At 67.3% G+C, this 24,691-nt stretch carries 27 protein-coding genes; 13 read left to right on the forward strand and 14 right to left on the reverse strand.

Annotated elements, in window-relative coordinates; all coding sequences use genetic code 11:
- Positions 1-92 precede the first annotated feature (92 nt).
- From E5790_RS19685 to E5790_RS19695, 3 genes are read right to left on the reverse strand one after another with little or no spacing between them, the layout of a single operon-like run.
- Positions 93-1,409 carry a hypothetical protein gene (locus tag E5790_RS19685; protein WP_046430796.1) on the reverse strand — a complete coding sequence of 439 codons (1,317 nt, stop codon included), beginning with the start codon at positions 1,407-1,409 and terminating at the stop codon, positions 93-95.
- 43 nt (positions 1,410-1,452) lie between these two features.
- Positions 1,453-2,022: a hypothetical protein gene (locus E5790_RS19690; RefSeq protein ID WP_049439918.1), complete on the reverse strand. Its 570-nt coding sequence runs from the start codon at positions 2,020-2,022 to the stop codon at positions 1,453-1,455.
- A 44-nt stretch (positions 2,023-2,066) separates the two neighbouring features.
- Positions 2,067-2,597, reverse strand: coding sequence for a hypothetical protein (locus E5790_RS19695; protein WP_032957577.1), 531 nt, complete (start codon positions 2,595-2,597; stop codon positions 2,067-2,069).
- 397 nt (positions 2,598-2,994) lie between these two features.
- Between E5790_RS19695 and E5790_RS19700 the strand changes: the two genes are divergently transcribed.
- The gene (locus E5790_RS19700) at positions 2,995-4,350 is read left to right on the forward strand and encodes a sigma-54 dependent transcriptional regulator (protein WP_111207016.1); all 1,356 of its coding nucleotides are present in this window, start codon (positions 2,995-2,997) and stop codon (positions 4,348-4,350) included.
- Here the strand turns inward: E5790_RS19700 and E5790_RS19705 are convergent, their stop codons facing one another.
- The 4 genes from E5790_RS19705 to E5790_RS19720 form a co-directional block, all read right to left on the reverse strand.
- The gene (locus E5790_RS19705) at positions 4,351-4,659 is read right to left on the reverse strand and encodes a hypothetical protein (protein ID WP_111207015.1); all 309 of its coding nucleotides are present in this window, start codon (positions 4,657-4,659) and stop codon (positions 4,351-4,353) included. It lies immediately after the preceding gene.
- Positions 4,652-5,194 carry a hypothetical protein gene (locus tag E5790_RS19710; protein ID WP_041863476.1) on the reverse strand — a complete coding sequence of 181 codons (543 nt, stop codon included), beginning with the start codon at positions 5,192-5,194 and terminating at the stop codon, positions 4,652-4,654. Before E5790_RS19710 ends, E5790_RS19705 begins: the two co-directional genes overlap by 8 nt.
- A gap of 62 nt (positions 5,195-5,256) precedes the next feature.
- Positions 5,257-6,138, reverse strand: coding sequence for a PD40 domain-containing protein (locus E5790_RS19715; protein WP_111207014.1), 882 nt, complete (start codon positions 6,136-6,138; stop codon positions 5,257-5,259).
- Positions 6,135-7,175 carry a hypothetical protein gene (locus E5790_RS19720; protein ID WP_111207013.1) on the reverse strand — a complete coding sequence of 347 codons (1,041 nt, stop codon included), beginning with the start codon at positions 7,173-7,175 and terminating at the stop codon, positions 6,135-6,137. The genes E5790_RS19715 and E5790_RS19720 overlap by 4 nt, the downstream gene beginning before the upstream one ends.
- A 91-nt stretch (positions 7,176-7,266) precedes the next feature.
- On the opposite strand from E5790_RS19720, the gene E5790_RS19725 reads away from it, so the two are divergent.
- From E5790_RS19725 to E5790_RS19740, 4 genes are read left to right on the forward strand one after another with little or no spacing between them, the layout of a single operon-like run.
- Positions 7,267-8,193 carry a LysR substrate-binding domain-containing protein gene (locus tag E5790_RS19725; RefSeq protein ID WP_014647243.1) on the forward strand — a complete coding sequence of 309 codons (927 nt, stop codon included), beginning with the start codon at positions 7,267-7,269 and terminating at the stop codon, positions 8,191-8,193.
- Positions 8,190-8,651, forward strand: a complete 462-nt coding sequence (locus E5790_RS19730; protein ID WP_014647242.1) for an AraC family transcriptional regulator — start codon at positions 8,190-8,192, stop codon at positions 8,649-8,651. The genes E5790_RS19725 and E5790_RS19730 overlap by 4 nt, the downstream gene beginning before the upstream one ends.
- Positions 8,652-8,661: 10 nt before the next feature.
- Complete coding sequence (locus E5790_RS19735; RefSeq protein WP_111207012.1) at positions 8,662-9,087, forward strand: VOC family protein; 426 nt, start codon at positions 8,662-8,664, stop codon at positions 9,085-9,087.
- Complete coding sequence (locus E5790_RS19740) at positions 9,084-9,314, forward strand: hypothetical protein (RefSeq protein WP_032957563.1); 231 nt, start codon at positions 9,084-9,086, stop codon at positions 9,312-9,314. The genes E5790_RS19735 and E5790_RS19740 overlap by 4 nt, the downstream gene beginning before the upstream one ends.
- Before the next feature lie 7 nt (positions 9,315-9,321).
- Here E5790_RS19740 and E5790_RS19745 read toward each other — a convergent pair whose 3' ends face one another.
- The gene (locus tag E5790_RS19745) at positions 9,322-10,017 is read right to left on the reverse strand and encodes an HAD family phosphatase (RefSeq protein ID WP_014647239.1); all 696 of its coding nucleotides are present in this window, start codon (positions 10,015-10,017) and stop codon (positions 9,322-9,324) included.
- 179 nt (positions 10,018-10,196) lie between these two features.
- Here E5790_RS19745 and E5790_RS19750 point away from each other — a divergent pair, with 179 nt between their 5' ends.
- Positions 10,197-11,054 (forward strand): hypothetical protein, encoded by an 858-nt coding sequence (locus E5790_RS19750; RefSeq protein ID WP_229653699.1) that lies wholly within the window; start codon positions 10,197-10,199, stop codon positions 11,052-11,054.
- Between the two features lie 18 nt (positions 11,055-11,072).
- Here the strand turns inward: E5790_RS19750 and E5790_RS19755 are convergent, their stop codons facing one another.
- The gene (locus tag E5790_RS19755; protein ID WP_111207011.1) at positions 11,073-11,813 is read right to left on the reverse strand and encodes a DNA/RNA non-specific endonuclease; all 741 of its coding nucleotides are present in this window, start codon (positions 11,811-11,813) and stop codon (positions 11,073-11,075) included.
- Positions 11,814-12,616: 803 nt separating this feature from the next.
- Here E5790_RS19755 and E5790_RS19760 point away from each other — a divergent pair.
- Both E5790_RS19760 and E5790_RS22130 read left to right on the forward strand, forming a co-directional pair.
- The gene (locus E5790_RS19760; RefSeq protein WP_111207010.1) at positions 12,617-14,191 is read left to right on the forward strand and encodes a CocE/NonD family hydrolase; all 1,575 of its coding nucleotides are present in this window, start codon (positions 12,617-12,619) and stop codon (positions 14,189-14,191) included.
- Positions 14,192-14,278: 87 nt separating this feature from the next.
- The gene (locus E5790_RS22130; RefSeq protein ID WP_111207009.1) at positions 14,279-14,647 is read left to right on the forward strand and encodes a hypothetical protein; all 369 of its coding nucleotides are present in this window, start codon (positions 14,279-14,281) and stop codon (positions 14,645-14,647) included.
- A gap of 45 nt (positions 14,648-14,692) precedes the next feature.
- On the opposite strand, the gene E5790_RS19770 is transcribed toward E5790_RS22130, so the two are convergent.
- Complete coding sequence (locus E5790_RS19770; protein WP_136191791.1) at positions 14,693-16,540, reverse strand: hypothetical protein; 1,848 nt, start codon at positions 16,538-16,540, stop codon at positions 14,693-14,695.
- Between the two features lie 51 nt (positions 16,541-16,591).
- Entirely contained in the window at positions 16,592-17,593 is a 1,002-nt protein-coding gene (locus E5790_RS19775) for an NUDIX hydrolase (RefSeq protein WP_111206843.1), read from the reverse strand.
- 480 nt (positions 17,594-18,073) lie between these two features.
- On the opposite strand from E5790_RS19775, the gene E5790_RS19780 reads away from it, so the two are divergent.
- From E5790_RS19780 to E5790_RS19790, 3 genes are all read left to right on the forward strand, one after another.
- Positions 18,074-18,430: an excalibur calcium-binding domain-containing protein gene (locus E5790_RS19780; protein WP_111206845.1), complete on the forward strand. Its 357-nt coding sequence runs from the start codon at positions 18,074-18,076 to the stop codon at positions 18,428-18,430.
- A 135-nt stretch (positions 18,431-18,565) separates the two neighbouring features.
- On the forward strand, positions 18,566-19,381 hold the full coding sequence (locus tag E5790_RS19785) for a trypsin-like serine protease (protein ID WP_111206848.1): 816 nt from the start codon (positions 18,566-18,568) through the stop codon (positions 19,379-19,381).
- Between the two features lie 65 nt (positions 19,382-19,446).
- Positions 19,447-20,082 (forward strand): hypothetical protein, encoded by a 636-nt coding sequence (locus tag E5790_RS19790; protein ID WP_111206846.1) that lies wholly within the window; start codon positions 19,447-19,449, stop codon positions 20,080-20,082.
- Here the strand turns inward: E5790_RS19790 and E5790_RS19795 are convergent.
- The 3 genes from E5790_RS19795 to msuE are packed head-to-tail and all read right to left on the reverse strand — an operon-like array spanning position 20,039 to position 22,730.
- Positions 20,039-21,073 carry a methionine synthase gene (locus E5790_RS19795; protein WP_014647229.1) on the reverse strand — a complete coding sequence of 345 codons (1,035 nt, stop codon included), beginning with the start codon at positions 21,071-21,073 and terminating at the stop codon, positions 20,039-20,041. The two genes, E5790_RS19790 and E5790_RS19795, sit on opposite strands and share 44 nt — an antisense overlap.
- A gap of 38 nt (positions 21,074-21,111) precedes the next feature.
- Entirely contained in the window at positions 21,112-22,089 is a 978-nt protein-coding gene (locus tag E5790_RS19800; RefSeq protein ID WP_014647228.1) for a DUF1852 domain-containing protein, read from the reverse strand.
- A 56-nt stretch (positions 22,090-22,145) separates the two neighbouring features.
- Complete coding sequence (msuE, locus tag E5790_RS19805; RefSeq protein WP_136191792.1) at positions 22,146-22,730, reverse strand: FMN reductase; 585 nt, start codon at positions 22,728-22,730, stop codon at positions 22,146-22,148.
- A 176-nt stretch (positions 22,731-22,906) separates the two neighbouring features.
- Here msuE and E5790_RS19810 point away from each other — a divergent pair, with 176 nt between their 5' ends.
- Positions 22,907-23,821, forward strand: a complete 915-nt coding sequence (locus tag E5790_RS19810) for a LysR family transcriptional regulator (protein WP_014647226.1) — start codon at positions 22,907-22,909, stop codon at positions 23,819-23,821.
- A complete protein-coding gene (locus E5790_RS19815) occupies positions 23,821-24,690 on the forward strand; it encodes a methylenetetrahydrofolate reductase (protein ID WP_111205707.1) in 870 nt (289 codons plus the stop codon). Before E5790_RS19810 ends, E5790_RS19815 begins: the two co-directional genes overlap by 1 nt.
- Position 24,691 lies beyond the last annotated feature (1 nt).

Genomic DNA, 24,691 nt, shown 5'->3' on the forward strand with positions numbered 1-24,691 from the left:
TCCAGCAGCAGGAGGGAGCCCCTGCCCCAAGGGGGAGGAGGAACAGGGGCTCCCGGGAACCCGGCCATTGGCGGACGGCCGGGGTGGTGCACTTACTCGCCGTTGCCGCCACCACCGCCGGTGCTGGGCTGGGCTACGGCCAGGGCCAGGCTGTTGGCCTGCAGGTTGCCGGTGCCCGCCGCCACGTTCACGCCGATGTTGCCGGAGGCGCCGGAGAAGGCACTGCCGGACAAGGCCGACGTGTTGGTGGCGTTGACGTTCACCCAGCGCGTGGTGCTGACCGTGCCGCTCAGGCTGGCGTACAGATCGGCCACGCCCAGTTCGACGAACTGGCTGGTGCCGCTTTCACGCGTATCGAAGCCCAGGCCGCCCACCCCCGGCCGGTTGGGGTTCATCGTGGCGTTCTGGATCTCGTTGTCCAGGTCGATGTGGCCGGTACTGTTGCCACCCGGGTGCGGCAGTGCGCCGTTCCACGTATCCAGGTAATAGTTGGCCATCTGGTAGGCATTGCCGGTGCCGCGGTAGGTGCCGGCGCCATAGCCCCACGTCAGGCCGCTGACGCCGCCATGCAGGCCGACCTGCACGGTATCGGTGTAGGACTGCACGAAGCCGGCATTGCTGACCGTGTTGCCGGTGGAGACCTGGTTGGAGCTGATGCTCGACTGCGCCACCGCCGTGGTTGCGACCGAGGCCGCGAGCGCGTTCTTCTGCTCGTTGTTGTTGCCCGAAGCAATGTTGACACCGATGTTGCCTGACGCACCGCCGAAGGCATTGCCACCGAGACCTGCGGCATTGGTGACGCCGGAGTTCATGGTCGCGTTGCCGAAGCCGGCCTGGTTGACGAACACCTCGGCGTCGGCCATGCCGAAGCTGAAGGACGCATCGGCAGCGGACAATGACGCGGCATTGTCCTGGGCGTTGTTGTCCCCCGATACCACGTTGAAGCCGAGGTTGCCGGAGGCGCCGGCACCCACGCTGTCACCGATGGACGCACTGTTGGTGACCAGGCTGTTGCTGGTGGCGTTGTTGCTGATCGACTGGCGGTTGTCGATCACCGCAATGGCCGCCGAGTCGAGGTCGATGTCGCCGGTGATGGTGGGGTCGCCGGAGAAATTGACGTCGGTGCTGAGGCGCAGGTCCTTCTCCAGGTTCACGTCGACGCCGTGGTTGTTCTTTTCCTTGCGCTCGTCGGCCTGGATGGTGCTGTGCTTCTGCACATTGACGTTGACGGTGCGGTTGCGTACGTCGTTGTCGGTGTGGTTGTGGGTGTCGTTGCGGGTTTCGCTGACGGTGTGGTTGTGGTTGATGTTCGCGTTGGCGTTCTGGTTGTCCCAGCCATTGGCCGCAGCGGCGGTCGAGGCAGTGGCAATCGCCATGGCGAGCATGGTCCGTTTGACGGTCGCTTTCATGGTGCCCTCTCTCTCATCGGGTGGTGCATCGGTTGGGTGGTTGTCACGGGCGGTCCTGCACGACCAGGCCCAGCACATTGGCCGTGTCGTTGCCGCTGCCCGCGATCTGATTGAGTTGCAGGACCCCGTCGAATCCCCGCAGCGCGGTGCTGGTGACACCGGCGCTGCGGGTGCCGGTCGCGACGCCGCGACCGGCGTCGTCCCGCCCCCCTGCCAACGCGGAACCTTCGGCGGCCAAGGCCGTATCGTCGGATTCGCGTATGCCCTGTCGAGCCAGCGTCGCGCTGACGACGTTGAGCGTCGTGTTGGCGATGCCGCTGGCCTGGTTGATGGATGCGATGCCGCTGGCACCGGCCAGCGCGTTGCCGTCGATGACGGCGGTGGCGTGCGCCGGTGCGCTCAGCACGCGGTTGCCGGCCCGCAGTTGCCGGTTGCCGATCAACACGTCGGCGCGTTCGCCGGTGGCGATGCCATGCAGGTTGGCCTGCAGGTTGAGGTCACCGGCCGCCTGGTTCAACGCGATGGCGCCGTTTGCACCCGCCAGGGCGTGACCGTCGATGCGGGCCACGTCGAGGTAGGCGAGCATGCCGCTGTAGTCGTCGGCCTGCGCCATCAACGGCGTGGCAAACAGGACCAGCAGCAGCCAACGTGCCCGCTTCACTTGCCACCTGCCGGGGCCGGGCCCTGCAACGGGAACTGGGCGAGCGCGCCGCGCACGGTATCGCCGATGCCGCGGGTGCTGTTCCCGACCGCGCCCAGTGGGCCACCCAGTGCGCCACCGAGGCTGCTGCCGAGCATGCCGTCACTGCTGCGTCCCAGCGTGCCGCCCAGGGCCTGCTGGGCGACCCGTTCGACGGTGGTGCCCGTGGGGGTCGCGGTCGCAGCCGTGTGCCCCGCCCCCATGCCGGCATAGTCCTCATCGCTCAGCTCGTCCATCGCGTTTGCCGGGGTACCCGCACCGAGCGCCGTCGCAATCTCGCGCTGCGGTTTCGGGTCGGCGATCAGCGCCATGCCCGGGGGCGCCATGCGATAGGCCGGCCGCGCGGCCACATCCCGCAACAGGACGATTTCGCCCGGTTGTGCCTTCACGCCCTGGCGGGCACCGGAGGCAGAGGCGCCCGCGGCGCCCGACAGCAGGGCCACGGCCAGCATTGCCAGCAGGCCGCGAATGGGGGTGATGCCGTCCATGCCGATCTCCCGTGATGGGTGCGGCGGAACCACGCATCAACCGTGCCAACCCTGAAAGTCTTGGCAGCCAGGGGGGCGGGCACTGGCAGGCGTGGGGCGTTGCTGCCATATCGTTACAGCAGCGTGGGAAAAATGTTGGGATTGCGCAGCGCCAAGCGCCGCAGGGCAAGGCGGGCGCCCGACTGTCGCACGGGTGTTACAGGTGCCGCCGCGGACTGTAACGATGCCGCTTCAGCCAGTGCTTTCTTGACGCGCCGCTCATTGCGCCGCCATTTAGCGCAGCGCTAGGATCCGCGCAACAAAGGCCGCCGCGGTGGCCGTAGAGGTCCCGGCGGAGGGGCGGCACGCCGGTGATTGCCTGACAGTCCGCCAACGGTGTCCGGATGCTGGGGGAAGCATGGCAGCGGTCCCGGAGGCTTCTGCGTCACGATGCGTGCTCTGGTTCGGCGAGCCGCTGGCGAACGAGCGCAGCGCGCTGGCAGCCGCAGGCTGGTACGTGCGTCGCATCCATCCCGACCCGGCGATGGCCATCGGCCTGCGCGGGCGCGACCGGCTGCTCGCCGTGCTGGATCTTCGCCATCTGGATGCGCCGGCCCTGCAATTGCTGGCGCCGTGGATCGAACAGCACGCGCATCTGACGTGGCTGGCGGTGCTGCCGCCTGGCGCAGGGCCCACGCCTGCCGCGTGGCTGCCCTTGTTGCAGCGTTGCATCTCGCGGTTCACGCTGCCTTTCGGCCTGCAGGACCTGGTGGCGGCGATGCGCCAGCAGTTCGACGCGGAGGATACGTCTGCCGACGAAGTGTGCAGCGGGCAGGGGCCGCGCGCATTGATCGGCGAGAGTCCTGCGCTGCATGCGGTGCGCACCGTACTGCACAAGTTCGCGCCGGTCGATCTGCCGGTGCTGGTCACCGGCGAGACCGGCACCGGCAAGGAGTTGGCTGCACATGCACTGCACGCGTTGTCCGGCCGTGCAGGCAAGCCGTTCATCGCGGTCAACTGCGGTGCCATCCCTGCGAACCTGGTGCAGTCGGAGCTGTTCGGCCACGAGCGTGGCTCGTTCACCGGTGCTGACAAGCGCCAGATCGGCGTATTCGAAGCCGCATCCGGCGGCACCGTGTTCCTTGACGAGGTGGGCGACCTGCCGGCCGAAGCGCAGACCAGCCTGTTGCGCGTGCTGCAGGAAGGTACGTTCGAGCGGGTCGGCAGCAGCCAGCCGCTGCGGGCGGACGTGCGCGTACTGGCTGCCACCCATGTGGAACTGGAGCACGCGGTGGCGCAGGGGCGGTTCCGCAGCGATCTCTACTATCGCCTCAACGTGCTGCGCCTGCTGATGCCACCGCTGCGCGAGCGCGGCGCTGATGTGCAGCTGCTGGCCGAGCATTTCCTGCGCTGCTTCCGCCTGCGCCACAGCGTGCGTGCACGTGGCTTTGCACCCGCTGCGCTGCAGGCGATGCGGCGTTTCGAATGGCCCGGCAACGTGCGCGAACTGCTGAACCGGGTGCAGCGGGCGGCGATCATGGCCGAAGGCGAGCTGATCAGCGAGCGTGACCTCGAACTGGGAGGGCCCGTGCATGCGCCGCCGGGGGCGATGCTGCACGATGCCCGCGGCCAGGCCGAACGTGATGTGCTGCTGCAGACGCTGCGGCAGACCGGCTACAACGTCTCCGAGTGCGCGCGGCAGATGCAGATCTCGCGGGTGACCGTGTATCGGCTGTGCCGCAAGCATCGGCTGGAGCTGCCGGCGCAGCGCTGATCAGCCGGCCGGCACGTGCTTGAACAGGCGCAATGGCGTGCCTGGAAGACGCTCGATCACGCTCTTGGCCTCCAGGTCCAGCTGCACGGCTTTCAGCCACCAACCGGCCGTGGCGCCTTGCGGAAACAGCGATGCGGGCAGGTGCGGCAACAGCGCCTGCTTCGCCTGCGCCACCGTCATCCCGGGAGGTTGCCTGGGCAAGGCACGCAGCAGGGCCGCGCGCATGGCCATGTACTTGGCGCGATCCACGCGCTGGATGTGCCCGGGCGTGGTGATGCTCTCGATCTCGATCCGCTCGGGCTCAGGCATGGCTGTCTCCCGTGATCTCGATGCGTGGGCTGCGGAAGCCCATGGAGATCCACGCCTTCAACAGCCGGGCATGGAACCGCAGCGAGTGGGTCTTCAGGTTGGGCACGTCGCCGGGAAGGACAGACGCGTCGGGAAGATCGTTGACCATCGTCCGCATCTCCACGGCGGGGCGTATCGCGTCCGGCCACAACAGCCCATACAGGCTCAGCCAATGGCCACCGCTGAACTCCAGGAAGAGCGGCGTATTGCAGCAGCCCGCCACGACGCGGCGGCTGCCGGCCGTGCTGGACAACCGCCACGCGTGCAGCCGGGAATGCCCGGCATCGATGCGGACGCGATCCTTGCGCTGCATTACGAAATGCGTCTGGCCCTGAGGCCCCAGCACCTGCGGTACGCCGGGCATCGCCTGCATCCGGACGCCGGCCCTGCGGCAGCTGTCGCAGCAGCATTCGACGCTGGCGATGGGGCTGCCGGTGGTGGTCAGGCGGACCTGGCCGCAGGCGCAGGCAAGGGACTGTTGGGAAGGCATCTGCATTTTCTCCTGGGGTACTCAACCTCTCGACGAACGGGCGCGTGGGAAATCGACACCCACTGCCTTCAGGGCGGCATCATCCGGTAGCGGACGCGGTACAGGTCCAGTCCCTCACCACCGGCGCGTCGCGCCGAGTAGGTCAGCGTGTCGCGGCGCGAGCCATCCAGCATCGCGCCGTAGCTGTCGCCGCTGGGCGCGTTCACGGGCGATGGCAAGGCATGGCCTGCGTCATAGCAGCCTCCACGTTCGTAGGCAATGAACTGGCGCACCGGTGCGCTGCCGAAGTCCTGGGCGCGGGCAAATACCACCGTTCGGCCGTCGCCCAGGAAGGTGGCATCGAACTCCTGCGCTGCGGTATTGAGGTCTCCCGCCAGCGGCCGTGCCGGCGGCGCGACGCCGCCGATCATCGCCGCGCTGTAGAGGTCATGGCCGCCAGCACCGCCCGCACGATCGCTGGAGAACAACAGCGTACGACCGTCGGGCGAGAGCATCGGCGCGAACTCATCGGCCGCGCTGTTCACTGCGGGGCCAAGATTGACTGGCTCCCCGAATCGACCGTCGCTCCCCATGCTGACCCGATACAGATCGTCACCGCCCTGGCCGCCTGCGCGGTCCGAGCAGAAATACACGACGCGCCCATCTGCGGAAAATGCGGGATCGAAGTCGCGCCCCGGCGTGTTGAACGGCACTGGCGTGGCCGGCCGCCAGCGGTCACCTTCGCGGTGCGAGATCCAGATGTCGTAGCCCCCAGGCCCCCCCGGCCGGTTGCGGCTGAACCACAGGGCGGTATTGCCGTCCGGACTCAGGGTCAGCCGGATCTCGTCATGCTGTGTGGAGGCAATGCCGGGGGCGAAGCGCTCGGCGGGGCCGATGATCCGCAGCACCACGGGCGGGGAGGGCACGGGCAATGCCGATGCCAGCAGCATCACGGCCAGCAGCGCCTTCATGCCTGTCGCTCGAAGTCGCTGACCCAGTTGGTTTCCCAACTGCGTCCACCATCGGCGGAGGCCGCCTGTTCCCAGCGCGCCGAACGCGGGGTGATGCGTGACCAGATCACCCGCGTCTGGATTGCCCGTCCCTCGTGCTGGTCCTCGCCGAAGAAGCGGCCGACACCGGCCTCGAACCCCCCGCGCAGTGGCGCGCCGATCCGGGTCGGCGCGCGGCCATCCAGCCACCAGCTGAGCCAGTGCCGCTCGGCCGCATTCCAGGCGCGGATGCCCATGCCGCGCAGCGGTGCTCCAGGCACGTCCATCAGGTTGTCGCCCACGTTGCCGAATCCGCCCAGTACCGGCCAGTTGTGCAGGGTGCCGTTGAACGCGTCCCACGCATCGCTGCCTGCCAGCCGAGCGCGCAGGCGGCGATGGCGCACGTTCCAATGGCCCACCAGGAAATCAAAATCGCCCGGTGCATCCGGCAGCTTCGGAAGCGGAGTGGGGATCGCAGCAGTGCGGCGGAACCAGTTGCGCCAGTTCACTTCCCAATGGGCACCGGCATCGTCGGAGAACGCCTGCTCCCACCACGGCTCATCGCCGTGGATGTCATGCCAGCGGAACCAGACCTCGATGGGGCGTCCCTTGAAGTCATCGCGACCACGGAAGCTGCCGCCATCGCCTGCGAAGGCGCCGCGCACGGGCGCTTCGATATGGGCAGGGGTGCGCCCATCGATCCACCAGATCGACCAGGTGGAAGACACCGGATCGAAGGCACGCACGCCCAGGCCCCTGTAGGGGCCCGAAGGCGGTGCCATGACGTTGTCATCGATGGTGCCGAGCCCGCCCAGGGTGAGCCAGACCGCGCTGGCGCCGGTGAAGGCGTCCCAGCGGGTATCGCCCACCAGGCGCTCCTTCAGGCGTTGGTGCCGGACCTGCCAGTTGCCCTGCAACCATTTCCAGTCTGCGCTGGGGCTGGCCAGGGCCCACCCGGAGGGCAGGGCGGTGGACGCTGCCGTGGCGGCCAGGGTGGCCAGGAACTGCCGTCGATCCATGTGCGTTATCCCGTGCCGGAGGTGCCTCCATCGTTGCGCGTGCGAGGGGGATTGACCACGCGGAAATCGGGGCTCAGGCTAAGCCACACTTATGGTGACCCAACGCCAGCTGCCATCGCTTGTCGCCATCCGCGCCTTCGAGGCGGCGGCACGGCTGGGCAGCTTCGCCCGCGCCGCCGAGGAGCTCGACACCAGTGCGGCATCGGTGAGTTACCACGTGCGCCGGCTGGAGGCCCAGACCGGGACCTGCCTGTTCCTGCGCCACGCCCAGCATGTGGAATTGACCGCCGCCGGTGCGAGCGTCGCAGTGGAGGCCACCCGGGCCTTCGACGCGCTGCGCGCCAGTTTCATGCGCGCCGCTGACATGGATGCGGCACGACTGCGCCTGTCCGTTCTACCGACGCTGGGCACCAGCTGGTTGACGCCGCGCCTGGGCAGTTTCCGCGCGCGCCATCCAAGCATCGTGCTGGAACTGGACCTGTCGGCAGAGCCGCAGGACCTGGCCGCCGGGCGTTTCGATGCCGCCATCCGCAACGGGCATGGTGCGTGGCCCGGGCTGCAGGCCACGCCCCTGTTCCCCAGCATTTTCACTCCGCTGTGCGCGCCAGCGCTGCTGCCGGCGGCAGACGGGCTCGGTCGGCGGGCGTTGGAGGTTCCACTGCTCGGCAGGCCTGACTGGTGGGCGCTGTGGTTTTCCGCACATGGTGCTGTTCCGCCACCGGACCCGGAGAGCTTCGTCACCCCCTTTGCGATGGAGCATCTGGATGTCGGTGCTGCCATTGCCGGGCAGGGCATCGCCATCGGCTCGCCGATCCTGTTCCAGGCCGAACTGGACAGTGGGCGCCTGGTGCAGGCACATCCCGGTGTGGCCAGCGACGGGCGTGGTTTCTGGTTCGTGGCACCGACGGCGCGCAGCCGCAGCACCAAGGTCATCGCATTCGGTGACTGGCTGGGCGAGCAGGCCGCGCAGGCCAGGCGTGCGTCGCGACATCATCTGGCACACGCGGTGACGCCATGAACCAGAGCCCGGAACTGTTGCGGCGCCTGCTGCGTGCCAAGGACCGGATGGACCACGCCAGTCACGAGGACTGGCCGGTGGCCCGCCTGGCCGAGGTCAGTGCGGTATCGCCTGCGCATTTCGCGCGTTCGTTCAAGCAGGCATTCGGCCTGCCGCCGCACCGCTACCTGCTCAGCCGCCGCATCGAACGGGCCGTGGCGATGCTGCGTGACACCGAGCTGCCGGTCACCGAGATCGCCGCGCAGACCGGCTGGAGCAGCCTGGGCACCTTCGGGCGCATCTTTCGTGACATCACCGGCGACAGCCCGGGCAATGTGCGCCAGCGCGAGCGCGCCGGCGAGGCGACGCCGGCCAGCGTGCCGGAATGCCACGCACGTGCCGCGCAGCGACCGGACCTGAACATCGCAGTTTTGGAGAAGCGCCGCCGCGAGGCGGTTGCTAACGTGGATCCCACCTGAGGGAGGTCCCATGACAGACACTGTGAACACGGTCGGCCTGTATGTGCGCGACCAGGATGAGGCGCTCGCGTTCTACGTCGGCACGCTCGGCTTCGAAGTGCATACCGACGTGCGCAATGGCAGCTACCGCTGGCTGACGGTGCGCAGCCCCGGCCAGGACGGATTCCAGCTGGGCCTGTTCGTGCCCGGTCCGCCCACCCACGATGCGGCCACCGCGCAGGCGCTGCAGCAGCTGGTGGCCAAGGGCGCAATGCCGCCGCTGGTGCTGGCCGTGGATGACTGCCAGGCGCGCTACACGCAATGGCTGGCGCAGGGCGTGGAGTTCACCCAGGCGCCGGTCGAACGCTACGGCGCCATCGATGCGGGGTTCCGCGACCCGTCCGGCAATGGCTGGAAGATGATCGAAGCGCGCTCCGAAGCGAGGCGCCGTCAATGAGCCGCGGTGGCTGGGCGCGGCCCGTACATCGCTGGACCTCGATCGTCTTCACCCTGGCGGTGATCGCCAACTTCGTCGTTCGCGGGCTGGGGCAGGGCGAGCCTGCAGCGTGGATCACCTATTCGCCGTTGCCGCCACTGTTCCTGCAGCTGTTCACCGGCCTGTACCTGTTCGTGCTGCATTACGCCGGGAAACGCCGCGGCGCCGCACTGGGCGCTGCGGGCTGAGGCCGCCTCAGGCGGCTGCGTCGGCGGCGTAGGCCGCCAGCACTGCCGGCAGCTGCTCCATGCGCTGGAAGATCACCTTCGCGCCCGCAGCGCGCAGGGCCTCCGGCGTGCTGTGGTGCGGGCCGCCCTCGCTGAAACCAAACACGGTCGCACCTGCCGCGACGCCGGCGGTGGCGCCGGTCACGGTGTCTTCGATCACCGCGCAGCGCTTCGGGTCCACGCCCAGCGCTGCGGCGGCGGCCAGATAGACATCCGGGTGAGGCTTGGTGTTCGGCATGTCCTGGCCACTGAACACATGGGCACCGAAGGCATCAAGGATGCCGACCTTGCCCAGCTGCAGCTTCACCTTGAACAGGTCGGCACCGGAGGCGCAGGCAATCCGCCCGCCGGTGGCCGCGGCAATCGCACGCACGGCCTCGGGCGCCCCCTGGATCGCCTCTAGGTCCTGCTCCAGCGCACGGTTGCGCTGCTGGCGGAATTCCTCCAGCCATTGCTCGGTGAACGGCTTGCCGGTGCGCTCTGCGATCAGCCCAGCCAGATGAGCCACGGACTGGCCGAGGAAGACCTCGCCCGCCTGCGCCGGGGTCAGCGGCCAGCCGCGTGCGGTCAGCATTTCCGAGAGCACACGGGCCACCAGCGGCTCGGAATCGACCAGTACGCCGTCGCAGTCGAACAGCACGGCATCGAAGGGGAAACGGGACATCTACTACTCCGGGAACAGCCAAGGGGGCGACGTGCCCGCCATTTTCCCATAGCGGGTCGGGCGGGGCACGCGGGCCACAGGAACGCTAGACTGCCAGGTCAGCCCGCCCAGCGCCTGCACGGGAATACGCCTTGAACCGATTGCGATCATTCTTCAGTGCGTACCCCATCAAGTTCGCGATGGCCGCCAAGCTTTACGTGCTCTGCCTGTATCTGCCCGTAGCCCTCCGCCTGGTCGAATTCGGGCGCCGTCTGGGCCCGCCCGAGGCCTCACGTGAAATCGGCTACGCGCTGGCGGAGCTCGGTTTCAGGCTGAGTCTCTTCGCCGGAGCGGCGGTACTGGTGTCGATGCTGCTGTTCGGGCGTCGCGGCGCGCTGCGGATCCGCCACCCGGTGATCGCTTCGATCGCCTTTTTCGGGTTGCTCGTCGTGCTGGATCGCGCCATGCGCATTCCGATGGCGCAGTTGCCGTTTCCAGTCTACAGCGTCGCAGCCATCAGTCTGATGCCGCTTGCGCATGCACTGGTCCTCACGCTGCTGGCCTTGGTGCCGGCGCTGCTGATGCAGCGGCGCATTCCTGCCGAGGGCGGGCACCATCACCTCATCAGTGCCAGCATCGCCGGCGCGGTGACGCTGGTGGCCGGCAGCTGCCTGCTTCCCATCCTGGTGGCGCAGCTGCCGGTGGGATTCTCGCCCGGCGAGTTCATCATGCCCGTTGCCGACGGCGCCGCGCAGCTGCAGATTGCGAGCCTGATCCTGCTGGTGGCCTGCGCGCTGGCCACGTTTGCCGGCCTATGGGCCGGCGCTCCGTCGCCGGAACCCGCATCGACGGCGCGCACGATGGTGGTGTCGCTGATCCTGCTTGCCACGGCGCTGCTGATCATCCTGGCCAGCACGGCTTATCTTCTGCGAGCGCTGTCCGCTGGGGCGCCGACGACAAGTCGCGGGCTTGTCGTTGCCACCGTCGTCGGCGCCGCAGTGCAGTTCCTGCTGGCCAGAGTGCTGGCGTCACGATGGCTGCGCGCACAGGCATCGTGACGTTCCTCTGACCCCCGATCAGCCCAGGTCACACCCGGCCGGCTGCGGCCAGGTGGTGGCCGGCAGCATGTTCTTCAGCGAGGCCGGCGCGTTGATCGCCACGTAGCTGGCGCCCAGCAGTTCCTCCAGATCGGAAATCGTCACCAGGTAGTTGTCCAGGCTGCCCAGGTTGGCCTCGTTGGGGATGATCCAGCTGATCGCCTTGGCGGTTCCGGTGTTCGGGTCGCGGGTGATGATCGTCTTCCAGAAGAACTCCGGCGTCGGAATGCCATGGCTGGCCAGGAAATAATCGTTGGCGGCATCGCCGTAGACCACGCCACCGTAGACGTCCACCGGCGCGATGTCGCGGTAGCACTCGGCCACGTTCTCGGCCTTCACCCAGATGCCCTGGTTGAAGCTGGACACCTGCGGCACGATGTTGGTCATGTAGTTGGCGCGACGGATGTAGGTCGCGTCGTAATCCATGTGGTTGGACGTGACCAGATGGCCACGGTCATAGCCGGATTTGATGCTGGCGTAGGACGCGGTGCTGGTCTGGCCCAGGCAACCGGCCGGCAGGTCCGGGTCCTTGTAGAAGCTGGACGGCCGTGCGGCCGAACCGGTATCGGCGGTGAGCGTGTACTCGTAACGGGTGGCGCTGTGGATGCCGCAGTCGTAGGTGAGCACGAAGCCGCCCTTGTTGAGGGTGACTGCCTGGGCCTGGGCTGCGCCGGCAAAGGCGCTGAGGACGAAGGCAAAGACGAAGCTTGCAAGGCGCATTGCGATTCTCCAGCAAAGAGTGCAGGACGCAGCTGCCCGCCACGACCAGGCCGGGCCTGTGTCATGTGAAGGCGTTGCGGATACGGGTGATGCGGAGTGCAGTAGAGCGAGGCCGCGATGAGGAGGCCCGGAGGGCCGCGCGGTGTCGCAAGCGTCACAAGCTGTCGTCTTTTGGTCAACGACGAGAACGCGAAGCTGTGACCGGGTGCAAGCACTGGTGATGTGTCAGATCACGCGGTCCGTGGCTGACATGCGCGCGTGATAGGGCGTCGTGCCGCAGTGGCTGCGCGACTCGGTACCATAGCCGGCATCTGGGAAAGCCCTGGCCTGGCATGTGGGGAATGATGAGCAGTGATGTCTTTGCGTGGGCCGCTGTTGTTGCCGTCGTCGGAATGGCGATCGTGGCTGCGCTGCGTCGACAGAAGCGTCCGCCATACCGCAGTTTCAAGTGTGGGCGCTGCGGCAGCGCGGCGCTGCACGACACACGTACCATCGGCGCCTGGCGAGACGGGAAGCAGCGCTTCTACTGCAGCGGGTGTCATGCAGACTGGTTGCGATCACACCCACAGGATTCCAGGTCGCGCCGCGGGCAATCCGGGTGCCTGGGCGTGGTTGGCATGCTGGCATTGATACCGCTGGCGGGCCTGCTGGTATGGGTTGTCCACCGCGCCTGAATCTGGTTTCGCATCGATCCGCCTGGGCTGTCGGCTCCGAAAGCGCCATGCTGCGTCGCAAGGTGCCAGCCACCATTCGCACTGGTACGGTCCGACCCGTTGCACCACCACCGACGGGGAGAGACGACGATGCGCAAGCTTTTGCTGCTGTTGATCCTGCTGGCCGGCCTGGCGCCCACCGCCTGGGCCGCCACGGTCAAGACCACCCATCGCACCATTCCCAGCTGGGATGGCACGCCTCTCGGGGCCTTCGTCATCGAACCGCAGGATGCCGGCAGCGGGCGCTATCCGCTGCTGGTCATGCCCAGCAGCTGGGCGGTGCCCAGCGTGGAGTACGTGGGCGTGGCACAGTCGCTGGCGCAGCGCGGCTATGTGGTCATCAGCTACAGCTCGCGCGGCTTCTGGGAGTCGGGTGGCAGCATCGACATCGCCGGGCCCGCCACGGTCGAGGATGTCAGCGCGCTGATCGACTGGGCGCTGGACAACACCCGCGCCGATCCGGCCAGGATCGGGGTCTCGGGCATCTCCTATGGCGCCGGCACCAGCCTGCTGGCGGCGGCGCGCGACCCCCGCATCAAGGCCGTTGCCGCACTCAGTGGCTGGGCCGACCTGCAGGCGTCGCTGTACAGCCATGACACACCCAGCGCCCAGGGCATCGCCCTGCTGGTGGCGGCGGGTCTGGCCACCGGCCGCCCCGGCGCGGAGCTGGCCACCATCAACCGCAATGTGCTGGTCGGCAATTACCAGGGGGCGGTGGACTCGCTGCTGCCGGTGGCCGCACAGCGCAGCCCGGCCAGCAGCCTTGAAGAGATCAACGCCAACCAGCCGGCAGTATTCCTCGCCAATGCCTTCAATGACAGCCTGTTCCCGCCGGGCCAGCTGGTCGATTTCTTCAACCGCCTGAAGGGGCCCAAGCAGCTGCAGTTGCGCCACGGCGACCATGCCCTCAACGAGGCCTTCGGTGCGTTCGGCATTCCCAATGAGGTCTATGCCGCCGTAGGCGACTGGTTCGACCACTACCTGAAGGGCGTGGACAATGGCATCGATCGCCAGGCAGCGGTACAGCTGAAGTCGCAGAAGGGCAGCTGGAGCCGCTATCCGGACTGGCAGGCCACCAATGCGGGCGCCGTCAGCTACGGCCTGACCGCACCCTCCGGTTTGCTGCTGCCCACCGGCGGCCTGGCGGAGAACGGTGGCGCTACCGGCTGGAGCTACCGCATCGGCAGCGGGCTGCTGACGGCTGCCAGTTCCGGCGTGGTGATGGCCTCCGGTGCACTGCAGATGATCAACCTGCCGCCCGGCGCCTATGTACCGTTCGTCGGCCGCAACGCCGCCGGCGTCTGGCAGGGCCCGATCTACTGGAGCGCACGTCGCCTGGATGGCGCACCGGAAGTGCGGGTGACGGTGACGCCCAGCCGCGCCAATACCACGCTGTATGCCTACCTGTATGCCGAAGACGTGCTGGGCAACGGCCAGCTGGTCAGCCACAAGCCCTACACCCTGCGCGGGGCCGTGCCCGGCCAGCCGAAAACAATCGATCTCCGCCTGGAAGCCAGCAGCTGGAACCTCCCGGCCGGCAGCCGCCTGACCCTGGTGGTCGATACCGTGGACCTGCGCTATGCAGGCATCAGCCAGCTGGGCGGTGCGGTGACCTTCAGCTCACCGGCCAACGCGCCTTCGGTGCTGAAGGTGCCCCTGCATTGACGTGGCGCCGCGCCCGTTGCGGCGGGCGCGGCACGACAGACCTGAAAGCTGCCAGCTTGGAACGCAATCCAGTAGAGAGGTGAATCGATGGCGCTCTCATCGTTGCTGGTCGGTGCGGTACTGGCAGCAGGCACCCAAGGCTCTGCCACAGATTGGCCGAGCACGCTGTTGATGGATCTGGAGGCTGCTGACGCGGCCCTGCGCGACAGCCATCCCGGGGTGGTTGACCCGCACAATCCCGGCTTCGTCGCCCAGATGGACGGCGCCCTCAGTGTCTACATGGATATCAGGCCTCAGCCATTGCCCAGTGGGCTGAGCCGGATTTCGGTGCCCATGAAGGTCTACCGCGGTCGCGGGCGCGGTTCGAACGAGCCCTACGTGCCGGATCGCCGCTACGCGGGGGCCATGCGGGACACGCAGGCGCTGGAGGCATGGATCCTGGAGGGCAGGGACTGATCGGACCTGATCGGAACCCGCCGCCCGCGCTGCGCTGATGGAGGATCATTCCCCCTGCGGCAGCAACACCCGGATCATCTCGTGCTGCCTGGACAGATTCGCCCGTTGCACGAAACCCTGGACGATCGAGGCTGCCACCTTGCGCTGGTTGTCCATGTCCAGCAACGGTGCGATGGCCTGCCCGGAACCGTCGGGGCTGTCCCGGAACGGGCAACCGACCGGGCCAGCCGTGGTGAATGTCAGGATCGCCTTGGCCACGCGCGCCGACGGCGAACGCGGCGCATCGAAGATCACCAGCGTTCGCTCGTAACTGATACCCGTCGCACGTACGGTCGAGTGCAGGGAATCCTCGATGGTCATGTGCGCGCCGAGATCCTCGGCAAGCGCATTCAAGCAGTTGGCCGCCGTCGCCCTGCGCAGCGTTGCAGGGTCGGTGCGGATGATCATCGCGCAGTCGACGCCGGAGATCGGTACCTGGGTAACATCCAGGTAGGGGTTCTGTGCCAGCGTCCCGATCAACGCCAGATCGTCGCTGTAGCCACAGGATGCGGCAGATGTCTGCAGGCGTTGCAGCAGCGTTGCGACCCGCTGCGCGACCCACTGCCGCCCCTGCCGCAGGCGATGCGTGTGGGTGGCCGACAGGGCGCCGTGATCGAATCCCGAAGATGACGCCTGCATGCGCATTTTGACCTCACGCATGCAGGCATCGACCTGCTGCATGCAGTCCCTGTCATCGGCGAACACCGGCGCCGCCGAGATGCCATCGATCACCCTGCCGAACGTCGCCAGGTCGCCCTGCTGGTCGTGGTACCAGTCGTGGATGCGCTGCACATTGCGGCGACGCTTCTCCAGCTTGTCCGCACCCGGCCAGCCGGGATAGGCAGCGATCTCGCACAGCATGGTCAGGCCTTCCCACAGGTGGTACTCCATGCTGGGCAGGGGCAGCCGCCAGCGCTCTTCCGCGCCGGCATCCTCGGCAATCACCAGATGGTTGCGGATGATGTCCGACCACACTGTCACGGCCTCCACGGTATCGCGGCGCGGCGTGGTCACATCGATCAGTTCCATCAGGATCGGTCGCGGCGTCACCGGGTCGTCGCCGACAGGCGCCTTCGGATCCTTCACCCATCGCGCGTGCCAGGTGTAGCCCATGCGGTACAGCACGAACGGCTTGATGCCGTCGTTGAGGATGATGCCGGGTGGCGGCGGAGGGGCAGGTGGCGGCTGCACGGGCAGTGGCGGCTGCGGCGGGGGCAGCACGGACGGGCTGGCCAAGGCCGTGGAGGTGCCGATGCCCTTCAGCGGTTCGCTGGTGAACAGATGCAGGCCCGCGCGGTCACGCTGGTAGACCTTCCGGAACGCCTGCGGAGTGTCACAGGTCACCAGGCACTGCTGGCCGGGCGGCACATGGATGTCCACCGGTGCAAGATCCACCACTTGGCCGGCCAGCGGATTCTGGTTGGGTGGGAAGACACTGATCTCCAATGCGATGTTGAGGCCGGCGCCGAGCATCACCTCGATCACGATGTCCTCCACGCCGCCGTGCAGGGCGTCCTGGGCCGGGATCGGAATCCAGGGATTGATCACCACCTGCGTATCCCAGTCGGACCGGCCGAAATCGAACAGCGTCGGTGGCGGCTGGGCCGGGCGTTCAAGCAGTGCGTCCAGTGCGTTGCCGCCCTTGACGTAGAAGAACATCAGCGGCTCGTCGGGCTTCAGACTGTAGTCGCGCCGTACCTTGCTGGACAGGCTGCGCAGCTGGTCCTTGATGTCCGACAGGGCCTTCACCACGACCGAGCGGACGTCGGGATACGCCTGCGCGTTGTTGATCTGCGCGGTGAGCTGCTTGCTGATGTGGCGCCGGGCCTCGCGCTCGGGCGTGCTCTCTTTCATGGAGGGGCCTCGCTGGGGTTGCAGGGGATCACATGGGTTCGCGCTGGAGGCTCAGGCGGGTGACAGCAGGGCGGCGATCTCCCGGTACCAGCCGATCTCCTGGCTACCGGGCCTGGCGCCGGCCAGGGCCTCGTCAACCTCCGGTGTTCCTGCGCCCGGAACCTCCACCCTTGCTCCCAGGATGTTGCGCAGTTCGGTCACCGGTACCCGTCCGATGCTCGCCACCTCCCAGTCGGTCACCAGGCAGGACTGGGGGCGCGCAGGGCTGCTGGCACTGGCCTGGACGTTGTTCTCGGCCTCCTGCGCCATCCGCAGGAGCTCCTCGGCCGTGGTGCGGAAGCGAACCAGGGAGAAGCTGCCTCCCCCATCCGGAAACAGCCGGGCACGCAGATCGCATGCGGCGCGACCCTGCCCAAGCCAGATGCCAAGCTCCTCCTCGAACTCGCGGCGCGCGGCGCGCTCCTTGCGTTCGTTGTTCAGGCGGCCGCCGCCGGGCAGGGCCCATTGCCCCGCCTGGTTCACCAGCGCCGGGGGCAGGCCATCCGACCACGCCCCGACTTCCGCCACCAGGCGTTGTGCCAGTATCAACGCAGCGGCCCAGTTCGGCGCACCCCGGGTGGGCGGCGGCAACGCGATGGAGAGCTCCCGCAAGGTTGCTCGCGCAGCGCTGAACGGGGGAGGGGTTCTTGCGTCCTCGCGGAACAGGCTCTGCAGAGCGGCCAGCGTCTCCATGGCGATGTCATCGGTCTGCGGATGCGTGCGTTCGGCGCTTTCAAGCGCCCGGTCCAGTGCGTCCATGGTGCGGGGCAGCGTGCGTTCGCCGCGGTAGGCGACTGACCCTGCGGCGCGCCAGGCGCCGGAAAGCAGCTTCTTCACCAGATCCCAGTCCTGCTCTGTGCCACCGCCGGACGCGTTGCGGATGGCCAGCACAGCGGCCATCGCCTCGGCAGAAAGTACGACAACGGAATTGCTGCCCCACCAGCTGTTGAGCACCCGTTTGCGGACGACCAGATAGTGGGCTCCATCCCAGACTGCGACGTAGACCTGGTTCATGGTGCACCCCCCCGTTCAACCTGCGTGGAGGGGGCTGGGCGCATTGCCGCTGTGCCATCGATAGTCCGGGAAAGGCATGCCATGTCTCGCTCCTGTGGGCTCGAAAGGTGGGGGCGGCGACGTTGCCATCGGGGGTGCAGGCCGTGCGTCGCCGCGAATCCACTGTAGGAGCGAGGGGCGAGGGAGGATCGGCGCCAGCCACGATGTATGCGGCGGAACCGACGGAACAGGAGCGCGGGTGCATTGATTTCCCCGCGTTGGCGCAGAGCCCGTGGCCGCCCAGGGATCAGCGACTGCCGGCGCCTGCCTCCGGGTCGTGCACCACGCGCAGCTTCTTCTTGTTGATCTTGCCGACGCTGATCACCTGGCTGTTCCTGAAGGACTACCTGCGTTGAGTGGCAGCCGCTGCAGCGTCAAGCCTGGCGGTCGAGACACCATGCTAGCCTTCCCCTTGGCAGGAGTGCCTGACAGGGGGAAGGCATGGACACACGACGCCGCGTTTCCAGCGTATTGACTGCATCCGGCATGCTCGCACTGGCACTGTCCGCCAATGCGCTCGCGCATCCGGGCGGGCTCGACAAGCAGGGGTGCCACACCAACCGGAAAACGGGTGAGTATCACTGTCATCGAGGCGCTCCAGCGGCACCTCGATACGTCGACACTCCGCGCAGCAGTTTCGCCCCCGCGCCCGCGCGCAGTTCCCGGGTGTTTGCCAACTGCGCGGAGGCCCGCGCCGCCGGGGCGGCGCCGGTACGGCGTGGTGATCCGGGCTATGGCCCGCACCTCGATCGTGACAATGATGGCGTGGGCTGCGAACCCTATCGCGGCCGCAGGTAGGGCATGGCCCGCCTGGCTTCAACTCCCGTTTCCCCGCATTCGTCGGCAATCGCCGGGGATCGGTCGCACGATCTCCCCGTATGGCAGGGCCATGCCCTAGGCTGTTGGGATTGAACTGCTGGGATGCAAGCAACCATGAACCGCTGGATTTTCCTGGCATTGGCCACGCTCCCGTTCACTGCCGGTGCCGTGGTCATCCGTGATGATGTGGACGACGCCCGGTATCAGATCGATGCATCGGCCTTCCCCGCGCTGGCCGACATGCCGGGCGAGGGGCACGGCGTCCTGATCGCGCCGCGCTGGGTGCTGACCGCCGCGCATGCCGCGCCGATGGAAGGGAGGGGCGCCACCATCACCATCAATGGGAACGGCTACGGCGTCGAGCGTGTCTTCCTGCACCCCGGCTACCGGAAGATGCCCGAGGCGCTGGGCAAGGAAGCGATGGCAACCGGGAGCGCGTCGAAAATCCACGCGTTCCTGGCAGCATCGGATGACATTGCGTTGATCAGACTTGCCGCACCGGTGAGCGATGTGCCGCCGGTCGCACTCTACCGGGGCGCCGACGAGGTCACGCAGGTCGCCGCCCTGATAGGGAGAGGCGCCACCGGCAATGGTGCGACTGGCCTGATGCCCGGCGGGCCGCATCGTACAACGCTGCGGCGGGCCTGCAACGCGATCACAGGCGGCAACACGCGCTATCTCTGGTACCGGTTTGATCCGCCTCCGCAGGGCCTTCCCCTTGAAGGCGTGCTCGGCAACGGCGACAGCGGCGGCCCGCTGGTGATCGAGAAAGATGGGGCCTGGCAGCTGGTGGGCCTCGGTTCCTGGATCACCGCCGTACCCGAGCATGCGCTGGAAGCGGGTTTCTATGGGCAGGTGGTCTACAACGTGCGTGTGTCCCGCTACATCGACTGGATCGAAAGCATCATCGAGCGTGACGCGTCACTTTAGTTCTTGTTCCCGTAGCCCGGCGGTGCGGAGCAGGCGTAGCGGAAGCAAGCGCGCCTTAACGATTCATGGTCTCGAACAAGCGCACGGTGCGGATCTCAGCCGGTGCGACGGGCGCTCGTATCCTTCCCGACATGAGTCCTCCCTTCGATCTTCCAGAGTTCATGACGGTCACCCGGCCCTCCGGCTGGGTACGGAGCGGCGAGCGCTGGGACCTGTGGTGGAACGGGCGCTCGGTGGCCAACATCGTGCCGCATGCCGAACTTGGCTTCCGGGTCTACCTGGATGCACGCAGGATGTCCCAGACCAAGGTGGTGGCCGCCACGAATGTGCGGCAGGCCAGGCGCTACGCCGAGCGCTGGTGTGCTGCGCGGCTCTGCCCACAGCTGCGGCTGCGCGAGGCAGTGGCACGCCTGGTGGACGTAGCGCCGGAAACAGGCGCTGCGCCGTCGCCCGCGCTTTCGCGGGAACAACGGCAGCAGGCCCGCCGCCTGGCCGAGGCCGGGGCGGGGGAGGTGGTACGGATCAAGCAGGCACTGGCGCCGCGACAGCCCGCGATGAAGACCCGACCGGAAGTGCAGGGGCGGGGTGGAGCCTGGTCGATACCCGGCCAGGCTCCGTCAAACCGACATTCGAACAACAATTCCTCCCCAGCCAGGGTTATGCCGAGAGTTCTTCGCGAACGATCCTCGCTCCCGCGCTGAGTGCGCGCAGCTTGCCCCTGGCCACGTCGCGCGCCAGTGGCGCCATGCCACAGTTGGTGCTCGGGTAGAGCTTGTCGGCGTCCACGAACTGCAGCGCCCTGCGCAGGGTGTTGGCCACGTCCTCCGGGGTTTCCACCGTGGTGGAGGCCACGTCGATGGCACCGACCATCACCTTCTTGCCGCGCACCAGCTCGATCAGGTCGATCGGCACATGGGAGTTGTGGCATTCCAGCGAGATGATGTCGAGGCTGGAGGTCTGCAGCTTCGGGAACGACTCCTCGTACTGGCGCCATTCCGAACCCAGCGTCTGCTTCCAGTCGGTGTTGGCCTTGATGCCGTAGCCGTAGCAGATGTGCACCGCCGTCTCGCACTTCAGCCCTTCGATCGCACGCTCCAGGGCGGCCACGCCCCAGTCGTTCACCTCGTCGAAGAACACATTGAAGGCCGGCTCATCGAACTGGATGATGTCAACGCCGGCGGCCTCCAGTTCCTTCGCTTCCTCATTGAGGATCTTCGCGAACTCCCAGGCCAGCTTTTCGCGGCTCCTGTAGTGCGCGTCGTACAGCGTGTCGATCATCGTCATCGGGCCCGGCAGCGCCCACTTGATCGGCTGCGTGGTCTGGCGGCGCAGGAACTTCGCATCCTCCACGAACACCGGCTTCGGGCGGCTCACCGCGCCAACCACGGTCGGCACGCTGGCGTCGTAGCGGTTGCGGATGCGCACGGTTTCGCGCTTCTCGAAGTCGACGCCGCTGAGATGCTCGATGAAGGTGGTGACGAAATGCTGCCGGGTCTGCTCGCCGTCGCTGACGATATCAATGCCGGCGTGCTGCTGTTCCTGCAGGGACAGGCGAAGGGCGTCCTGCTTGCCTTCAAGCAGCGCTTCGTCCTGCAGCTTCCAGGGTGACCAGAGTGTTTCGGGCTCTGCCAGCCAGGAGGGTTTGGGCAGGCTGCCTGCGGTGGAGGTGGGGAGCAGCGTCTTCGTCGGCATTGTGTCGTGTGTCCTGGGGCGGTTGGTAAATCGATGGATCAGCGGGCGGCCCACTGCTCAAGCACGGCGCGGTACGGCTTGATGAAGTGCTCTTCGGTGAACCTGCCCTGCTTGACCGCCAGCTGGCTGCGCTCTTCGCGGTCGTAGACGATGCGGGTGGAGGAGTAGTCCTGGTGCTTCAGGCTGGGCTGGTAGACCTTGCCGGCCACGGAATTGGCGTTGTAGATCTCCGGGCGGTAGATCTTCTGGAAGGCTTCCATGGTGCTGATGGTGCCGATCAGTTCCAGGTTCGAGTAATCGCCCAGCAGGTCGCCCTGGAAGTAGAACGCCAGCGGCGCGACGCTGCCCGGTGGCATGAAATAGCGCACCTGCAGGCCCATCTTGTCGAAGTACTGGTCGGTGGGGGAGAACTCACCTTGGCGGTATTCCACGCCCAGGATCGGGTGATGGTTCTCGGTGCGGTGGTAGGTCCTGCTGCTGGAAACACTGATGCAGATCACCGGCCCCTTGCTGAAGTTGGCGCGGTAGGCGTCCGAGCGCAGGAAGTGCTGGAACAGCTTGCCGTGCAGGTCGCCAAAGCCCTCCGGAATGCCGAAGGTGTCCTTGCCCTCGTTGCTGGCCGGCAGCACGACGCTGAAGTCGTAGTCGCGCACGTAGGACGAGAAGTTGTTGCCAACGATGCCCTCGCTACGCACGCCGGTCTGCGTATCGACGATGGTCGGCCGCAGCACTTCGATCAACGGGAACGGATCGCTGCCGTCGGCGCCGTCGATGTGCATCTCCACGGTGATGATGTCCAGCTCGACCGCATAGCGGTCCGCATTCGGGTTGTCCCAATGTGCCAGGTCGTTGAAGCGGTTGTTGATCATGCTGATCGTGTTGCGCAGGTTCTCCCGCCGCGACGCGCCACGGGCCAGGTTGGCGAAGTTGGTGGTGATGCGCGTGCCCTCGGCCGGCTGGTAATCCTCGTTGAAGGGGATGTGCGTGATGCTGAAGGTGAAGGTATCGGTCGTCATGGCGGCGTTCCGGGTTGCGGGGTGACATCCAGATGCAGGTCGGCGGCGTCTGGCATTCAAAGCGTTGCGGTGGCCTCTGCGGTAGCGGGAGGCGCGGCGCGATGGGACAGCGCCAGCAGGGGCATCGCCCGCTGCACGGCCAGTCGCGCACGCTGGATCAGTGCGTCGTTGTGCACGCGGCCCTCGGAGAAATCGCGGTCGGTGGCGTAGACGCCCAGGGGCAGGGTGCGGGCCTGGAAGAAGCTGAAGAGCGGGCGCAGCTGGTGGTCGATCACAAGGGCATGGCGCTCGCTCCCGCCGGTGGCGGCCAGCAGGATCGGGGTGTCGACCAGCGCATCCTGGTCGATGAAGTCGAAGAAGTGCTTGAACAGGCCGGTGTAGGAGCCGCGGTAGACCGGCGTGGCCACCACCAGGACGTCGGCCTGTTCAACCGCAACCGGCTGCCGCTCCACGGCCTCGGGCAGCTGCGAGCGCCACAGCGCACCGGCCAGCTGCGGTGCCAGCTCACCGAGTTCGATCAGCTGCTGTTCGCTGTGGATGTCCTCGCCGATCAGGTCCAGCAGATGCTCGGCCAGGGCGGCGGCCCGGGAGGGGCGTTGCAGTCCGCCGGAAACGGCGACGATACGGAGGGGGCGGGTCATCTGTTCGCTATCAGCGGGGGAGGGGAGCGCCTTCGGGCATCTGCAGGTGCGCAGCCCTGCAGGCCGGCTGGGTCAGCAGGCTGGCAGGCAACCGAAGGCATGACCCGATCCTAGCCATGCCCTTCCATGACGTAAAATGGTATTACTTCACCAATCCATGAATGAGATTCATCGTCATGTTGGAACGGATCCACCTCAGCATCGTGCAGCAGGTCGAACAGCAGGGCTCGCTCACCGCGGCCGCCGGCGTGCTCAACCTGACCCAGTCGGCGCTCAGCCACAGCATGAAAAAGCTGGAGCAGCAGCTGGGCACCGATGTCTGGCTGCGCGAGGGCCGCAGCCTGCGCCTGACCCAGGCCGGGCAGTACCTGCTGGCGGTCGCCAACCGGGTACTGCCGCAGCTGGACCTGGCCGAGGAGCGGTTGGGCCAGTTCGCGCAGGGCGAGCGCGGCGCGCTGCGCATCGGCATGGAATGCCATCCGTGCTACCAGTGGCTGCTGAAGATCGTCTCTCCCTACCTGGCGGCGTGGCCGGACGTGGATGTGGACGTCAAGCAGAAGTTCCAGTTCGGTGGCATCGGCGCATTGTTCGGTTACGAGATCGACCTGCTGGTCACGCCCGATCCACTGCTGAAGCCGGGCCTGAAGTTCATCCCCGTGTTCGATTACGAGCAGGTGCTGGTAGTGGCCAGCAACCACGCCCTGGCCAAGGTGGACCACGTAAAGCCGCGCCAGCTCGGCCAGGAAGTGCTGATCAGCTACCCGGTGCCGTTCGAGCGCCTGGACATCTACAACCAGTTCCTGCTGCCGGCCGGCATCACCCCGCGGCGCCACAAGGCCATCGAAACCACCGACATCATGATGCAGATGGTGGCCAGCGGCCGCGGCGTGGCTGCCATGCCGCGCTGGCTGGTGGAGGAGTACGCCACGCGCATGGACGTGGTGCCCGTACGGCTGGGCGCCAAGGGCATCCCCAAGCAGATCTACCTGGGTGCGCGCGAGGCCGATACCGGTATCGACTACCTGCAGGCCTTCATCGAACTGGCCCGCAACAGCTCGCCGCTTGCCGGCAATGCACGCGAGGCGCGCTGATGCCGGCCGGTACCTCAGCGCACGCGGAAGCCTTCATCAACGCCTTTTCACTGGAAGTCAGCGCGAAGGCCATGCCTGCGCTGCGCGCCGAGGCGGATCGGATCCCGCGCGGTACGGTCATCTCCATTCCCTGGCTGGCCAGCGAGGATGACGACGCCCGCCTGGCCGCCGTGCGCACCGTGCGCGCGCTCGGATTGGAGCCGATGCCGCATCTCTCTGCCCGCCGCATCCGGTCAGCCGCATCGCTTGCGCGCTTCCTGGAGCGTGCGGCCGGCGACGCCGGGGTCGCGCGTTGCCTGCTGATCGCGGGCGACCTGGCCACGCCCGCTGGGCCGTTTGCCGACAGTGCTTCGATCATCCAGACCGGTCTTCTGGAGCACTCCGGGATCAAGGTCGTTGGTATCGGCGGACACCCGGAAGGGCATCCGGTAATGAGCACTGACGAACGCTGGCAGGCGCTTGAGCGTAAATGCCAGAGCATCGAAGCGCGTGGCATGGCCCCCTTGATCGTCACCCAGTTCGCCTTCGATGCCGATGCCGTGCTGGCCTGGCTGGATGCACTGCGCGCGCGTGGCATCAGCGTCCCGGTGCTGGTCGGCGTGCCGGGCCCGGCCAGCGTCTCTCGCCTGCTGCGCTACGCCGCGATGTGCGGCGTGGGCGCCAGTGCATCGATGCTGGCCCGGTATGGCATCTCGATCGGCCGGCTGCTCGGCACGGCAGGGCCGGAGGTGTTCGTCGATTGCCTGGTGAAGGGGCTGACCCGCGCCCATGGCCAGGTCAGCCCGCATTTCTTCCCGTTCGGCGGTATTGCGCCGTCGCTGGAGTGGGTGGCGCAGTACCGGCGGCGCATTTCCGGCACCGATGGTTGAA

Source organism: Stenotrophomonas sp. PAMC25021 (assembly GCF_004795795.1).
Taxonomy (GTDB): Bacteria; Pseudomonadota; Gammaproteobacteria; order Xanthomonadales; family Xanthomonadaceae; genus Stenotrophomonas; species Stenotrophomonas muris.